Source organism: Micromonospora sp. R77 (assembly GCF_022747945.1).
Classification (GTDB): domain Bacteria; phylum Actinomycetota; class Actinomycetes; order Mycobacteriales; family Micromonosporaceae; genus Micromonospora.
Genome location: NZ_JALDST010000001.1, coordinates 266,522 through 282,154, shown reverse-complemented (window position 1 = coordinate 282,154; position 15,633 = coordinate 266,522). Strand labels below are relative to the sequence as shown.

General features: G+C 69.3%; 11 protein-coding genes and 1 tRNA gene. 10 read left to right on the top strand and 2 right to left on the bottom strand.

Annotation, left to right across the window (positions count from 1 at the left end; all coding sequences use genetic code 11):
- The first annotated feature begins 630 nt into the window (after nucleotides 1-630).
- The 3 genes from MRQ36_RS01400 to MRQ36_RS01390 all read left to right on the top strand — a co-directional run bounded on the left by MRQ36_RS01400 (nucleotide 631) and on the right by MRQ36_RS01390 (nucleotide 2,848).
- Nucleotides 631-1,617 carry a LacI family DNA-binding transcriptional regulator gene (locus tag MRQ36_RS01400; RefSeq protein WP_242791790.1) on the top strand — a complete coding sequence of 329 codons (987 nt, stop codon included), beginning with the start codon at nucleotides 631-633 and terminating at the stop codon, nucleotides 1,615-1,617.
- Nucleotides 1,618-1,754: 137 nt separating this feature from the next.
- Nucleotides 1,755-1,828 (top strand) — tRNA-Pro (locus tag MRQ36_RS01395).
- Between the two features lie 114 nt (nucleotides 1,829-1,942).
- Nucleotides 1,943-2,848 (top strand): tyrosine-type recombinase/integrase, encoded by a 906-nt coding sequence (locus MRQ36_RS01390; protein WP_242791789.1) that lies wholly within the window; start codon nucleotides 1,943-1,945, stop codon nucleotides 2,846-2,848.
- Nucleotides 2,849-2,920: 72 nt separating this feature from the next.
- Here MRQ36_RS01390 and MRQ36_RS01385 read toward each other — a convergent pair whose 3' ends face one another.
- Together MRQ36_RS01385 and MRQ36_RS01380 are read right to left on the bottom strand one after the other, a co-directional pair.
- Nucleotides 2,921-3,112 (bottom strand): hypothetical protein, encoded by a 192-nt coding sequence (locus MRQ36_RS01385; RefSeq protein ID WP_242791786.1) that lies wholly within the window; start codon nucleotides 3,110-3,112, stop codon nucleotides 2,921-2,923.
- Nucleotides 3,091-3,390 (bottom strand): hypothetical protein, encoded by a 300-nt coding sequence (locus MRQ36_RS01380; RefSeq protein WP_242791783.1) that lies wholly within the window; start codon nucleotides 3,388-3,390, stop codon nucleotides 3,091-3,093. The genes MRQ36_RS01385 and MRQ36_RS01380 overlap by 22 nt, the downstream gene beginning before the upstream one ends.
- A gap of 333 nt (nucleotides 3,391-3,723) precedes the next feature.
- Here MRQ36_RS01380 and MRQ36_RS01375 point away from each other — a divergent pair, with 333 nt between their 5' ends.
- From MRQ36_RS01375 to MRQ36_RS01340, 7 genes are all read left to right on the top strand, one after another.
- Nucleotides 3,724-6,624, top strand: a complete 2,901-nt coding sequence (locus MRQ36_RS01375; RefSeq protein ID WP_242791780.1) for an AAA family ATPase — start codon at nucleotides 3,724-3,726, stop codon at nucleotides 6,622-6,624.
- A 68-nt stretch (nucleotides 6,625-6,692) separates the two neighbouring features.
- Entirely contained in the window at nucleotides 6,693-9,161 is a 2,469-nt protein-coding gene (locus MRQ36_RS01370) for a PEP/pyruvate-binding domain-containing protein (RefSeq protein ID WP_242791777.1), read from the top strand.
- Nucleotides 9,158-10,129 carry a methyltransferase gene (locus MRQ36_RS01365; protein ID WP_242791774.1) on the top strand — a complete coding sequence of 324 codons (972 nt, stop codon included), beginning with the start codon at nucleotides 9,158-9,160 and terminating at the stop codon, nucleotides 10,127-10,129. The genes MRQ36_RS01370 and MRQ36_RS01365 overlap by 4 nt, the downstream gene beginning before the upstream one ends.
- An 85-nt stretch (nucleotides 10,130-10,214) precedes the next feature.
- Nucleotides 10,215-10,829 carry a hypothetical protein gene (locus MRQ36_RS01360; RefSeq protein ID WP_242791771.1) on the top strand — a complete coding sequence of 205 codons (615 nt, stop codon included), beginning with the start codon at nucleotides 10,215-10,217 and terminating at the stop codon, nucleotides 10,827-10,829.
- A gap of 532 nt (nucleotides 10,830-11,361) precedes the next feature.
- Nucleotides 11,362-11,937 carry an SbcC/MukB-like Walker B domain-containing protein gene (locus tag MRQ36_RS01350; RefSeq protein ID WP_242791769.1) on the top strand — a complete coding sequence of 192 codons (576 nt, stop codon included), beginning with the start codon at nucleotides 11,362-11,364 and terminating at the stop codon, nucleotides 11,935-11,937.
- A gap of 478 nt (nucleotides 11,938-12,415) precedes the next feature.
- A complete protein-coding gene (locus MRQ36_RS01345; RefSeq protein WP_242791767.1) occupies nucleotides 12,416-12,853 on the top strand; it encodes a hypothetical protein in 438 nt (145 codons plus the stop codon).
- Between the two features lie 5 nt (nucleotides 12,854-12,858).
- Nucleotides 12,859-15,183, top strand: a complete 2,325-nt coding sequence (locus tag MRQ36_RS01340) for a hypothetical protein (protein ID WP_242791765.1) — start codon at nucleotides 12,859-12,861, stop codon at nucleotides 15,181-15,183.
- Nucleotides 15,184-15,633: the final 450 nt, after the last annotated feature.

Genomic DNA, 15,633 nt, shown 5'->3' with positions numbered 1-15,633 from the left:
CAGCTGCCCGAAGGATGGTCGGCTCCGCCGCGACGGTGCGGGGCCACCCGATCCGGCGGGATCAGGGCGTGCTGAGCTGGAAGCGCGGCACGGTGACCGGGCCGTCGAGGCTGCCGGTGGCGCAGTTGAAGATCGCGTACCGGTAGCCCGTGAAGAACTGCCAGACGTTGTTCAATGCCCGGAACGGTCGCCGGCGGAAAGGGCGTCGCGGCCTGGGCCCGAGAGGGCCGCGCGCGGTCGGTGATCCCGTACGGGGAGCGTGCCCTGCGCTCCCGCCGAGAAACTATCAAGTTGTCGTTCACATTTACAGCCTTGAAGGCATCCCGAGTTCGGCCGGTTCCAGGTCCCATCCGGGCCGGCAACCGCCCGGCGGTCACCCGTCGGACGATGGGCCCGCCGGCGGCACTCCGGTTCCCCGTGCGCCCGGCCACCGCGATGATCGCTTCGATGTCGCCTTGACGTGGCCGGATGACACCTGGGCGTAGACTGGCGCTGGCCTTGTGGGGCCTGGCCCGGGTCGTCTCGCCGGGCCGGAAGACGGGCTGCGGATGGTGAATCCGGCCGTTCGGTGTCGCCGCCGGGGTGCGGTCGGAGTGTGGCGGGAGGGTGGGTGCCGTGCGGGGTCCCGCGATGACCGATGTGGCTCGTCTGGCGGGGGTTTCTCATCAGACGGTGTCGCGGGTGCTGAATGGGCATCCGAATGTGCGTGAGCAGACGCGGCTGCGGGTGCAGGCGGCGATCACCGAGTTGGGGTATCGACCCAATCGTGCGGCGCGGGCTCTGGTGACGGGTCGGTCGCAGGTCATTGGTGTGGTGGCGCAGAACACGACCTTGTACGGTCCGGCGTCGCTGTTGGCGGCGTTGGAGCAGACGGCTGCGGAGGAGGGTTTCGCGGTCACCGTGGGTAGTGTTCGGGATTTGGATCAGGTGTCGATTTCGGCGGCGGTGGAGCGGCATCTGGCGCATCGGGTGGCGGGGATCGTGGTGATCGCTCCGGTGGAGTCGGCGGGTGAGGCGTTGGAGCATCTGCCGAAGGATGTGCCGTTGGTGACGGTCGACGGTGATCCGCGTCGTCGGGTGCCGTTGGTGACGGTGGATCAGGTGGCGGGTGCGCGGGAGGCGACCGGGCATCTGTTGGAGGCGGGGCATCGGACGGTGTGGCACGTGTCGGGTCCGGCGGACTGGTTCGACAGTGCGGGGCGGATCGAGGGGTGGCGGGAGGCGTTGCGGTCGGCGGGGGTGGAGGAGCCGCCGTTGGTGCCGGGGGATTGGTCGGCGGCGTCGGGTTATCGGTGTGGGCAGATGTTGGCGCGGATGCCGGAGGTGACGGCGGTGTTCACGGCGAATGATCATTTGGCGTTGGGGGTGTTGCGGGCGTTGCACGAGTACGGGCGTCGGGTGCCGGGTGATGTCAGTGTGGTGGGGTTTGATGATGTGCCGGAGGCGGCGTATTTCATCCCGCCGTTGACGACGGTGCGGCCGGATTTCGTGGCGGTGGCGCGGGCGAGTCTGGATTTGTTGTTGGCGCAGATCGAGTCCGACACGGTCGGGGAGTTGCGGCAGACGATCGCGCCGACGCTGGTGTCCCGGCAGAGCGTGGCCGCCCCACCCCGCTGACCCCACCCCGCCGGCCGGCGCGACCCGACGGTTGCCCCCTGGGGAGGGGTCGGCGGCACGGGAGGGGGTGTGCGCGGGGTACGGGGATCCTGCGCTAAGCTGTACCGGCTGTCGCGGGGAAGACCACGCGGGGGCATCGGGACGTGGCGCAGCTTGGTAGCGCACTTGACTGGGGGTCAAGGGGTCGTCGGTTCGAATCCGGCCGTCCCGACAGCGAGAGGGTTTCCGCAGGTCAGCGACTTGCGGAAGCCCTCTTTTTATCGCTTGGCATGGATGCCTGGTCTAGGACGTCGCTGTTGGACTCCTTGACTCGGGCAGGTGCCGAATGCCACTCCTCGATCTTCAGAAGCTCACCGTCGGACTGTCCCGGACCTGGTCCGGGTTCCTCCGCGACTGGGACCGGTCGCTGCGGGCCGGGAACTACCCGCAGACCACCCGCTACAACTACCCCCTCGCCGCCGCCCAACTCGGCCGCTATCTGAGGGAGCACTGGCCGGACCCGGATGCCGAGGACGCGGCCGAGGATCCGTGCGCGGTGACGCGGGCGCACGTGGAGGCGTTCCAGGCGTGGATGATCGATACGAGGTCCGCGTCGACCGCGTTGAACAAGCACAAGGGGCTTCAGCAGTTCTTCAAGTGGCTGCTGGTCGACGAGCAGGCCGTCGACCGCTCGCCGATGGAGCGGGTGCGGCAGCCGAAAACACCCCGGAAGTTGATCCCGCTCATGCGCGACGAGGACACCGGCAAGCTCCTCGACGCGTGTAAGGGCAAGAGCTTCGCCAACCTCCGCGACGAGGCGCTGATCCGGCTGTACTGCAACACTGGCGCCCGCCTGTCCGAGGTCGGTAACCTCCTCATGACCGATATTGACCTGAACACCGAGTCGGTGCGCTTCCACGGCAAGGGCGCCAAGGACCGACGGGTACGGTTCGGACCCAAGACCGCCCGGGCGCTCAGCCGTTACCGGCGGGCCCGGGGCAAGCACAAGGGCGCCGCTCTGCCGGCCGCATGGTCGGCGACGACCCAACGGAAGTGGCTGAAATCGACGAGTCGGCGCGGGTCGAATTGCCGTACGACTTGGGCTATGTTTGTTGCGGGGAAGGTGCTCACGGGTCCGAGGGGTACTTCGCGCGTCTCGACCAAAGTGGAAATCTCGTTTGGGTCGTATTCATGCGAAATGGCAACTCCTTTGAAAGAATTGAGGTCACCAAATCAAGCGTCACATTTATAAACAATTTGGGAAAGTCTGTTATGCTCGAATTCGCTGACCCCATCTTCTTCTAATGAGATGCTTCTATAGCTGTCAAGCGTTGGCTCCGTCCAGAGTCCAGAAGAGTTGCCTGCTGATGTAGCGCTTGAGGCTGCGCATGATCTCGCGTTTGGTGCGGCCCTCGCTGGTGCGGCGGGTGACGTAGTCGCGGGTTCGCGCATCGTGGCCCATGCGGACCAGCGCGACGGTGTAGAGTGTTCGGTTCAGGCGCCGCGCGGCCAGCACAGGTGGTGGACGTCCGAGCTGCGAGCGGCTTGAGCCATCGCGACGGTTTCCACGGCGTCGCTCTTGCCGCGGCGGCGGCGGGTGGAAGACGGGACATCAGGTGCCTCAGCGACGGTCAAGCCGGCTGCGATCAACTGCTCGGTGAAGGTGACGCCATAGGATCCGGCGCCGTCGATGACGATCAGTGCCGGCGCTTGCTGTGTGTGGCGTTGGATCCAGCCGACGGCACGGCGCAGCCCTGCCGGGCGGATCGGAAACTGGGCCTGCTGCCTGACCACGCCGGTCCTCGCGGATCGCTTCGTGGTGTGCGGCGGCCATCGTGCGGACCTGCCCGTCAGGATCGTTTGCGAGCTGCGCGGCCAGTAGGGTGACCGCCTGACCGTCCAAGCCCTCGATCTCGCGGGTCGCCGCATATAGGGCGAGCCCGTGCCAGGCCCGGAACCACGCCCGTACCGGGGCTGAGCTGCGCTTGCGACTGAGTACCCTGTGGGAACCATCGGCCGGGGGTCCGGCTCGGCGGCCGTGGCCGGGCGGCGAGCAGCGACGTCGTCACCGCTCGCCGGCGGGAGCGCCCCCTCGGAGGAATGGGGCCGACGACAGGAGGTCCGTCAGTGGCCAGTGGGCAGCGCGACGCCCGCCCGGCGCCGCCGCCGATCATGGGTCGGACAGGTGAGTGTCAGGTCCTGCGGGATGCCCTGCGCCGTGCCGCCGCCGGTCGCGCCCAGGTCGTCGCCATCGGCGGTGAGCCTGGCATCGGGAAGACCCGGCTGGCCCGGGAGGGGCTGGCGATCGCCGAGGCTTCGGGTTTCACCGTCCTCGCCAGCGCCGCCGGGCCGCTGGACCGCGACCTGTCGCTGGCCCCCGTCGTCGAGGCGTTGCGCCCGCTCGTCGACGGCGGGACCACGCTGGGTCAGGGGCTCACCGACCTGGCCCGGCTCTTCGACGGGCTCGGCGTCCCCGCACCGGCCGATCTCGGTGATCCCGGACTGGAACGTACTCGGCTGTTCGAGGCAGTCCGCCGGCTGGTGGACCGGTCCGCGCGGCGTGCGCCGGTCGCGTGGCTGCTCGATGACGTGCACTGGGCGGACGCCGCCACGCTGGGGCTGGTCCAGTATCTCGTCCGTGGGCTGGACGAGCGGCCGTTCCTGCTCCTTCTCACCCACCGCGCCGAGGTGCAGGGCACCTCGGCCGGGCAGATGCTGGCCGCGCTGCGCAGAACGGCCGAGTTCACCGCGCTGGACCTGCACGGGCTCGCCGCGGGGGATGTCGCCGCCATCACGGAGACGCTCGTCGGCGGGGTGGTCCCGCAGACCCTGACCGACCTGCTGGTCGAACGGTCCGGGGGCGTCCCGCTGTTCGTCACCGAGATCGTCGGCGCGCTGTTGGCGTCCGGGGCCCTGCGCCGCGTCGCCGACCAATGGGTGCTCGACCGGGCTCTGGACGTACCGGTCCCGGCAGCGGTAGCCGAGCTGATGGGCAACCGGATCTCCGGGCTGCCGGACGCCGCGCACGCCGTCATGGATCTTCTCGCGGTGAGCCCGGGTGCGATTCCGCACGTGCTGCTGGCCTCGGTCCTCGACGAGCACCGGGCCCTCGACGGAGTGACTGGGTTGCTCAGTTCCGGTCTGATCTTCGAGGAGGAGGGGCCGGACGGCGTCGCGTACCGCGCGTCCCACCCGTTGCTTGCCGAAGTCGCCCACGACCGGCTGCCGACCGTCACGCGGCGCCGCTTGCACACCGCTCTCGCCCGTGCCGTCAAGGCGTCGATGCCCCGGGACACATCCCGGATGGCCCGTCACGTCCGCGGCGCCGGGTCGGAGCTGCCGCCGGAGGAGGCACTCGACGTCCTTGTCCCCGCTGCGGCGGAGGCCCTCCGCCGCCGTGCGGGCGAGGAGGCGGCGGCCGATGCGCAGGCAGCTCTGGACCGGCTCGACGCCGGCGACGAACGCCGGGCCGGGTTGCTCGACACCCTCGCCGTCGCCTCCGAGATCATCGGCGACTTCCCCGCCGCGCTCACCGCCTGGTCGCGGGCCGCGTCCGCCGGCCCGCCGGGTCCGGAGCGCGCGCACCGCCTGCGGCGGGCGGCGCTCTCCGACTGGAACGTCGGCCGTTTCGACGAGGCATGGCAGCGCCTCGCCGATGCCGAAGGCCAACTGACCGGGGTGGCCGTGGGACCTCATCACATCGCCCTGCAGGAGACCCGGACGACGCTCGCCGGCCGCGTCGATGACGCGCGGCTCGCCGTCGAACTCGACCGGCTCGGCGCCCTGGTGCGGGCCACCGGGTCCGGCAAGGCCCGCCTGATGGAATTGTACGCACGGATCACCCTGATGATCCGCCGAGGGCAGCTCGAAGCGGCGGTGCCGGCCGTCCGCGAGCTGTACGCGAGTGCCGACGCGACGGGCGACGACGTGCTGCGCGAGCACGTACGCCGTCCCGGGGGCCAGGTTGCCTTCATCCGGGGCGATCTCGCCACGGCCGAGCGAGACAGCCTCGACGGGCTCCGCCTCGCGGCACGGCTGGGAGTGCCCACGCTCGGCGGCGTGTACCTGCTCTACCTGGGTTTCATCGCTCAGCTGCGGGGAGACGTGGCTGCGGAGGCGCGTTGGCTGGCGCGGTTCAGCGATCTGGATCTCGGCGGCCGCTTCCAGCGTGGCGTTCTGATCCGGCAGGCCATACGCGGGCTGGGGATGGTCCGGCGCGGCCGGGCCGAGGAGGGACTCGCGCTCGTGGCGGCGATCCGGTCGGAGCACGGCCACTGGGCGCAGGGAGACCGGCACGCCTTCTCGCCGATCGAGTACGTCGAGTGTCTCGCGCTGCTGCAGTCCGGCGACGCGACCTGTGCTCGTGCCCGGGCGGAGGAGTCGCTCTCGGCGGGCAGTGCCCTGCTCGGCGGCTGCCTGCAGGTGCTCGCCGAGGCGTGCCTGCTCGACGGTGACGTGCCGGCTGCCCGGCAGGCTCTGAGCCGGCTGCGGGAGGTCGGACCCGGCTCGCCGTGGCCCGCGGCGTCGGTACGCCGCGTGGAAGGGCTGCTGCACGCCACCACGGGCGACCCGGAGGCGGCCCGGGCGGCGCTGTCCGGCGCCGCCGACCTCTACGCCGCCCTCGGTTACCGGCTGGAGGAGGCGACGACCCGGCTCGACGCCGCCACCAGGGCCCTCGACGCGGGGACGGCCGACGCGGCGACGGGGGAGGCCGTCCGCGCTGCGCTCGCCACCGCCGAGCGCATCGAGGCAGGCCACGAGGTCGATCGGGCTCGTGCCCTGCTACGCCGGCTTGGCGTACGCACCACGCGGGCCCGGCCCGCGGCAGGACCGCTCGACCTCAGCCCCCGTGAGGAGGAGGTCGCTCGCCTGGTGGCGGAGGGGCTGTCGAACGCCGAGGTTTCGCGGCGCCTGTTCATCAGTCCGCGGACGGTGACGACGCACCTGCAGAACATCTACGTACGCCTCGGCGTCTCCTCCCGCACCGCACTGACCCGCTACGTGCTCGACCGGATCGGAGATACGTAGGCCTGCGTATGTCCCGGGAACCAGGGATGGCGGAAACATCCTCCACACAGCCAAGGAGGAGACCGATCATGACCCCGTCAACCATTCTGCATCTCGCCGCGGTGCTCGACCTCGACGCCGCGACAGACCCGGCGACCGCGGGCCGGAAGGCCGCGACGCTGGCCCACCTGCGCGCTCTCGGCCTGCCCGTGCCGGACGGTGTCGTGCTGCGCGCCGACGCCGGCCTCGACGGGCGTGTCGCCGACCTGCTCGTCGCGGCCGCCGCGCGGTGGGGCGACGTCCCGCTCGCGGTGCGCTCGTCGGGCCTGGACGAGGACCGCGCCGACGCCTCGTTCGCCGGGCTTTACGAGACCGTCCTCGACGTCCGCGGTCGCGACGCCCTGCTCGCCGCCGTGGAGCGGTGCCGCGCCTCGGCGAGCGCGGACCGCGTCGCCCGGTACCACGGCAGCAGCGGACTCGAGGCCGCCACGATCGCCGTCCTCGTGCAGCCGCTCATCGATGCTGTCGCTGCCGGCGTCGCCTTTACCGCCGACCCGGTGACCGGCGCGCGTGACGTCGTCACGATCGACGCCGTCCGGGGGCTCGGCGAGCGGCTGGTGAGCGGTGCGGCGACCCCGGAACACTGGCAGGTCGGTCAGCTCGCGACCCGGATCGCGCCGTCACCGGACGGTACGGTCCTCACCGCCGCTCAGGCCGAGGCCGTGGCGGACCTCGCCCGGCGCGCCGAGGCGCTGCTGGAGGGCCCGCAGGACGTCGAGTGGGCGCTCGACGCGGCCGGCGCGGTTCACCTGTTGCAGGCCCGCCCGGTGACGACGCTGCCGACCTCCACCAGAGTCGTCGTTCCGGTCGAGGTGCCTGCCGACCTGCCGCCGGGCTACTGGCAGCGCGAGGCCAGCCATGCGCCATTGCCCTGGACACCCGTGAACCGATCCTGGCTTGACCAGCGTGGCCGTACCCTCACCGAGGTCTGCGAGGAACTCGGGCTGCTGGTCGACGGAATCGAGTTCCGTGACATCGGCGGCTGGGAGTACCAGCGCATCATCCCGTTGGGCGGCAAGGAGCCGCCGAAGGCACCGGCCTGGGTAACCTGGCTCGCCGCCCGCTTGGCGCCACCCATGCGGGCCCGCAACGCTGCGGCGCTCCGGGCGCAGGACCAGGACCTTGCAGGGCAATGGGTACGCCGTTGGCACGAGCAGTGGCAGCCAGACCTGACGAGGCGGACCACCGAGCTGCTGGCCGTGGACCGGGCGGGTCTGAGCGATGACGCGCTCGCCGCGCACCTGCGGGACGCCGTCACGCTCGTCCGGGACGGCACGGACGTCCACTTCCGGCTGCACGGAGCTCTGTGCATGGAACTGTCGCGGTTCTACTTCACCTGCCGGGACGTCCTCGGCCTCGACATCGCGGAGACGTTCCGGCTCGTCTCCGGCACATCGCACCGTTCGACGGCGCCGGCTCGCGCACTCGCCGAGGTGGCCGGCCTGATCCGACGCTCACCGGAAGCCCTGGCACGGCTTCGCGAGGGCGCCCCGCTGGCCGAGGTCCAGGCCGCCGACCCTGTCGTCGCCGCCGCCCTCGACGCGTACCTGCGGGACTACGGTTGCCGGGCCCTGCAGTACGACGCTGCCGAGCCGACCATCGACGAGCGACCCGGCCTGATCCTCGGACTGCTGCGGGACCAGCTCGAGGGTGACGCCGATCCCGCGGCCAAGGAGGCGGCCGTAGCGCGTGACCGCGAGGAGGCGCTCGCCGCCGCCCGCCGTTCCCTCGCCGGGCGCCCGAAAGCCGACGCCGAACGCTTCGAGCGGGACCTGGCGGCGGCGACGGCGGCCTACCCCGTACGGGAGGACAACGAGTTCGCCACGGTCAGCCGGCCGCTGGCGGTGCTGCACCACGCCGCCCTCGCGGTGGGCATCCGGTTGGCGGAACGCGGCCAGGTGGACCAGCCGGATGATGCCTTCATGCTTGAGGCCGACGAGCTGATCGCGGCCCTCGCGGACCGTGACGACCAGCGCGAGGTTGTCCTTCGCCGGCTCGGCGAGCGGGCCTGGGTGCTCGCCCACCCGGGGCCGGACGTGTACGGGCCGGCGCCGGCCGACCCGCCGCCGCTGTCCCTGCTGCCCGGGCCAACGCGGTTCGCGATGGCGGCGTTCCTCTGGACGACGAACCAGATCTTCCCGCCGATCCGCCCCGGCGACACCACAGGCCCGATACACGGAGTCGCCGGTTCGCCCGGCATCTACACCGGCACGGTCCGCGTCGTCCGCGACGAGACCGAATTCGCTCGGCTGCGACCTGGCGACGTCCTCGTCTGCCCGTCGACCTCCCCGGTGTGGTCGGTGCTCTTCCCGTCGGTCGGAGCGCTCGTCACCGACTCCGGCGGCACCCTATCCCACCCGGCGATCATCGCCCGCGAGTATGGCGTCCCGGCCGTCGTCGCGACCGCATCGGCGACGTCCCGGCTCGGAGACGGCGACGTCGTCCGCGTCGATGGAACGAACGGCATCGTCACGATCGTCTCGACGGTCGACCGATGAGCGCGTTGAACGTCGCGGTCGAAGCCATCCACACCGTGGCCGCGTTGCGTGCCGCGGACCGGACTGGCGTGCTGGCGGAACTCGCTGCGGCTCCCGGCCCGGCCGAGGACGTCGCCGCGCGGGCCGGCACGAATCCCCGCAGCACGCGGCTGCTGCTGGAGGCGCTCGACGCGATCGGCGTGGTCGTGGCCGAGCGGGGCCGGTTCCGGCTCGCCGTTCCCGGCGCCGAGCAGATCGGCGGACTGCTGACGAGCGCGGACCGGCTCGACGACACTGTACGGACCGGCCTGCCGCCGGTCGACGTCCGCACCGCCGACGGCGCGGGCCGCCTCTATCCGGGGGCGGTCGCCGCGCTGTCGGCAGCGCAGCACGACATCGCCGGCCGGGTAGCGGACGTCCTCGGCCCCGGCGTGCGTGACGTTCTCGATGTCGCCGCGGGCGGCGGGATCTACGGCATCGCCGTCGCCCGCCGTACGCCTGACGTCAGGATCACGGCCCTCGACCTGCCGGAGGTCCTACCCACGACCCGGGCCGCGGTCGACGTGGCGGGAGTCGCCGACCGGTTCTCCTTCTGGGGCACGGACGTGCTGACCGTCGGCGAGGCCCCCGAGCCCCGGTTCGACGCCGCCGTGGTCGCCAACCTCTGCCACCTCTTCGACCGGGCCACCTGCGCCGACCTGCTCCGCCGGGTCGCCGCCCTGCTCAGGCCGGGCGGCCGCGTCGCGGTGGTCGACGTTCTGCCTGCGACATCCGAGGACGCCGCTGCACGGCGGTCGGTCGCGCTCTACGCGCTCGGGCTCGCCGGCCGTACCTCGACGGGCGACGTGCATCACCTCACCGACTACCGCGCCTGGCTCGCGGACGCCGGCTTCGACGAGCCGGACATCGTGCCGCTGGGCGGAAGCGTCCCACTCTCCCTGGTGCTGGCCCGCGCGACCGCGGCGGACCGAACCCCGACGACGGTCTGACGGACCGTCGCATCGCCGCGCGAGGCCGCTCGGCTCATCGAAGAACCGCAATCATCTGGTCAACTTCTGCAAGGAGCGTTTTCTGATGCCTTCCACCGCTATCCGCCGAGCCGCGGCAATCGCCGCGGGACTCATTCTCTTTTCCCCGGGTGCCAGCGCTGCAGCGGCCAGTTCGAGCGATTATCTCGCCTCGAACTCTGGTTGGGCCGCCCCTCAGACAGCCAGTTATGTAAAGGTGAAGTGTCCGTCAGCTTACCCCTACGCGAAGTCCGTCTCCCTCGCGATCTCCGGAAGCCGTGGGCGCCTGATCAACATCGCGACGGAAAGTAATCCTGGAGAAACGAGAGTTGATTTCTTCAATGGTAACCAGTATAGCAACCCGGCCAAGAATGTCTGGGTCGCCATGGAAGTTACCTGCTCATCCATTGCCCAGCAACCCGATCCAAACATTCGAATCAAGCAGGACGTCGTTGTTCCCGCTAAGGGGCTCATTCTGCCTGGTGTGGCAAAAGTGGAGCTCGGCTGCCCTGCAAACGTGCCGTTTTTTGCAGGCGGAAGTGCATCGCACCCTACAGGGGTTGATGCAGATTTGTCGCTGGACAAAGAAGCCCCTCAAACGGCGACGTGGAATTTTTCCAACTGGAACGACACGTCGGCGCGAGTGACTGGCTATGTTGACTGCATGCCCCAGGCTATCTAAGGGCCCGCAGGTAAACAACCTGTAGGTTCTGTTACTTGACGCAACGAGTCAGTGCGCCGCTCGTCCACATCTTCTTCTGTGAGCCCTACTGATCGTTAGTTCTGTGGGGTTGATGGATGGATAGTGAGGCCCGTGTGGGCGAGGAAAACGAACAGGGCATCCGGCGGTTCTGGTTGATCCGGCGGATGCCCTGTTCGGTAGCGTCGGGCTTCTGCGAGGTGGTTGTCGGCACATTGGCGAGTTCACGCTTCTTGAGCGAGGACTACAGCAGTTCCATCGGATTGAGCTCAGGTGCACAGGCGGGTAGTCGCTTCGGCGAAGTAGGCCTTGACGTCGGTGGCGATGTGAACCGCTTGTGCTCGGCGAGTTCCATGCCTCGGTCCCAGGTCAGCGAGGCCATCAACCCCTCAGGCAGAGCGCGGACCTGACAACCAACCTCGATCTTTCGTGATGGGCCGCCGACGGAGTCGGGGGCCCATTTCGTTGTCGGTGGCTGATGCCGGGCAGGTTGCGGGCCCGGGTGTCGTCTCTGGTGGACGCCGGGTTCCACTGCTGCGGGCTGGCCGTACACCAGGACCATCGTTGCCGACGTCGTCACAGAGGCGGCCCACCGAACTTTGCCCGCCGCCAGGTTCCACCCGGCTCGGTAAGGGGACGAGCGAACACCCGCCTCGGGCAGGTCACCTACAACCGCTACCTGCTGCGTCACGTCACCGAGTCAGACACCGGCCGCCGCGCCGGGCGAAACGGACTCGGCCTGTCCGTCATCGATGCGTGGACTGGCCAGGAACGTCGTCCCGCCACGCTCTCCGGCGGGGAAACCTTCCTGGTCTCGCTATGTCTTGCCCTCGGACTCAGCGATGTCGTCCTGGCCGAGGCAGGCGGCACTCAACTCGGCAGTCTGTTCGTTAACGAGGGCTTCGGCAGTCTCGATCAAGAGGCGCTCGATCAGGTGCTCGACGCGCTCGACGCCCTGCGTTCCGGTGGCCGAACCGTCGGACTGGTCAGCCATATCACGGAACTGCGCAGGCGGATACCATCGCGCCTACACGTGCGCAAGACAGCCACCGGCTCGTCCGTGGTCGTGGAGGCTCAGGTGCTCGACTGAGATCGTCGCTGCGACGCGGTTCCACCAGTCGCGGCCAGATGCCAAGCCTACGCAGGCCAGCGGCTTGTGGAAGCCTACTTTTATTCAGAGCGCTACGCAACGTCAGCCTGGATCCGCAGTGGATCGGAAAGACCGTCGCTGCGGCGCTTTGTCATCCTCCACCACGATCATGTCCGCACCACGTGACAGCGTGCAGGAGTCAAACGCTTGGACGGAATGGCTTACTGATCACCTGACAGCCCTTGATTCTTGATCTTCTTTCCTAGTCGGGAGGAGTGATCAATCAAGAGCTCTTCTCCTGATCAGGAGTAGATGTCACCCGATCACAGGTTCACGATCAAGCTAGTGGCCGGACGAAGTGCTGGACGGTTGGCGAAGTTGAGCCGGACGGATAGTCGGACTGCGTCCTCAAGGCTCTCGTGCATGCTCACCCGTCGATTTACGCTACAGCCCCGGTCCGGGCAGGGAGGTCATCCGAGTGAAGAAGGCTCTGCTTCTAGCGGCCGTCGTTGTCGTGGTAGCGGGCAGTGTCGGCACCTTCGTCTGGAATCGCGGCGGCGGAGCCGAGAAGCCGGCAGAACTGACCGGCAAGGTCGTGGTGCTAACGACTGCCGACCCGGGTGAGGCGGAGCGTCTTACCGCCGTCACCAGGGTGGTCGAAGGCCTCCCTGCTCAGTTTGCCGCCGCCGACACCAGTGCGCTTGCCGCCGGGAGCCGTGACCAGTTCGGCGACGTGCGGAAGGCGCTGCCCGCTGGCACGACCCTTGCAGTCGATGGCGCGAGCTGGCGCCGTACGGGATCCGTTGCCTCTGTGCTCGTGACCGCAACCCCACCCGGCGCAAAAGGGACCCGGTTCCGGCTGGTCGTCATTCAGGAGGAGGGCGCGTGGCGAGTCCTATCCACCACGGCCGCGTGAGAACAATGACCATCGCATTCGCCGCGATGCTACTCGTCGCCGCGAGTGCACCGGCCGCGACACCCTCCTACGCCGCCACAACACCGCCGGCGAACTGCGGTGCGCACACTGAGCTCGCGCCGCTCGAGAAGGGTGCCCAGCGCACGCCGCACGGGGACGGCAACTACACCCCGATTCTGCTCGTGCACGGCTGGAACGGCGGTAACCCGCGCATGTGGTCGGAATCCATCAATCTCTCCACCCTCAACATCGAGCCGCGGGTGAAGAGCAGCCTGCTCGGCAACCTTCAGAAGCTACCGGGGGCCGCGGTCTACACCGTCGACTACAGCGACGTCGCCAAGAAGTTCTTTCTCGAAGACGGGAGCGGGGCGCCGCGGGTCATTGAGGCAATGAATTGCCTGGCGGAGAACACGGCGTTCCGCGGACACAAGGTGGTGGTAGTCGCGCATTCGATGGGTGGGCTGATCACGAGGTGGTCGCTGTCCGAGGCGGCGCCGGGCGGAGTCGAGCGGCGCGGGCACGTCGGGCTGGTGGTCACGCTCGGTACCCCGTACGAAGGTTCGCTGATCTCCGGTCTTGTCACTTCGCTCGCCAGCGAGGCTGCGAAGATGGACAAAACGACCTCCGCCTTGGCGGCCACGGTTCACCAGCTTCTCGCGCTCTGCCATGACGTGGGGAACTTCCCGGGGTGCGCCGACCTTGTCGATTTCCTCTCGGCGATGCACTCGTTCGCGCCCGGCAGCCCGGAGATGAAGTCGCTGGCCGCGTGGCCGGAAGGCACCGAGGTCAACACGCTGGCCAGCCGCGCGGTCGTCGAGACCGGGCTCTTCTTCGCCAGGGGGCCGGAGGTGGACCTGGGCGACGTCATCGTGTCGACCAGTTCGGCGACCTCCGGCGACCATGCCGAACGTGTCGCCGAATGCCGGGTCACCTCGTCGCTCACGCAGTCGGCCTGGGACAACCTGCTGGGAGCGCTTAACCGCAAGGCCGACATCGACGTACGGCAGTACTGGCTACTCTCGCTCTTCGGCACGTGCTACCACTCGAATGAGGCACGCGTAATCCAGCACACCAACGAGGTCCTCGGCCTGGTTGCGGAGTATCTAGCCCGCGGCGAGCCGCTCTACGCGTACACCGGCGACAATGATTTGGCCGTTGTACGCGGCTCCGGTGTCACGCTCCGCACGTCCGGCCCGATCGCCGGGGAGGCTCGCTGGACCACCGACGGGCGGTACGCGTTCGCGGCCGGCAGCGACGGCTACCTCTACGTGCTCGGCACCGAGGAAAGCAAGGTGCGCTGCGGGTGCACCGACGCCGTGCCAGTCACCGGATCGACCGTAGCCTGGGCGGACTCCGGCGGCAAGGTCACGTTGCGGGATCTCGCGGGCGGCTCCTCGCGGACACTCGGGACGACCCTCCCCAGTGGGCAGAAAACGGCCGTGGCCGGTGCGGACGATGGGTTCGCGGTGCTCACCCGCAGCGGCGGTGGAGGCACCCTGAGCTGGGTGACGGGAAGCGGTCAGGCCAGGACCGTCGAGAAGTTCCCGGAGTTGGCCGAGCACATCACGATCGCGGCCGGCGGCGGCAAGCTCGTCTACCAGGTCGTCACATCCCAGGGCGATTGTGCCCACCCTGGCCCAATCCGGACCGCGGACATCGCTGGTGGCCCGCCGACCACGACGAACGCCGCAACCCTCGCCACCGACAACGCCGAGGTCTTCCTGAACGACGCGTGGCAGGGACGGGACCGGCGGTGGTACGCGACGATGGCCAGCTACCTCTGCGATCCGTACGGCGGAATCCCGATGATGCCGTCCAGCCTGTGGCGACTTGACGACGGCAAGTGGGTCAGCGTCGACGGCGGGCCGGTGGCAGCAGTCCGGCAGCTCAGCAAGTCGTTCAAGGCGGTCGTGGTTCCGGACGGCGGCAAGCTTTACAGCGAGATCAACGGTGAGGGCACGAAGATCGCCTCGAACGTACGCAGCATCGCCGCGCCGCCCGGGAACGACCCGAACGCCTCGCCGACCGGCAAACCCCGCGGCGCCGCCACCGGGCCGTGCCTGACCAGGGACGCCTTCGCGAAGCGTGTCGACACCCTGGGCCCCGGGATCTTTGAGGGCAGCGACGTGAATCTGAAGGTCACCGGTTCAGTCGTCTGTCAGGCCGGATTCGCGTACGCGCCGGTCCAGGGCACCCCACCGATAGGCTGGATTGTGCTGCACTATCAGGAGCGGCAGTGGTCCTGGTTGCTGGATCCCTACTGGCACCCCGACCGCGCCGAGGTCTGCAAGTCGGTACCGAGCCGGATCGAGGCCGCGATCGGCTGCTGAGGGCGAGACCTTCGGCTCGTTACACGAACCCGCGGGCTCGGTCCGAGGCCGTGTTTTGTGTGATCTTGTGGTAACGCTGGCGGTAACGGAGATCGCTCAACGTGGGTTGCATCCCCGATCCCGTTACTGCGGAAGTGCAACCCCATGACTGTCTACGGCTACCGCCTCTCCAACGGCCAGCCCCGCTGATTCTTCATCATCGACCTCCCGCCCGACGCGAACGGGCGCCGCCGCCAGCACGAGCGGCAGGAGTTCCCCAGCCAGACCGCTGCCCTACGGGCAGGGCGAGGCGCGCGCCGCCTACGGGGGAGCGGACCTCGGCGCGGACGACAGCCTCGGCAGGCCGAGCGGGAGACGATGAGGCGTAAGGGCGTCTGGACGCCGGCGTAGTCGGCGAAGTGCCTCAGGCGCCACGCCGATCACCGGCTGCGTACCGCCTGGGTGTTTGGC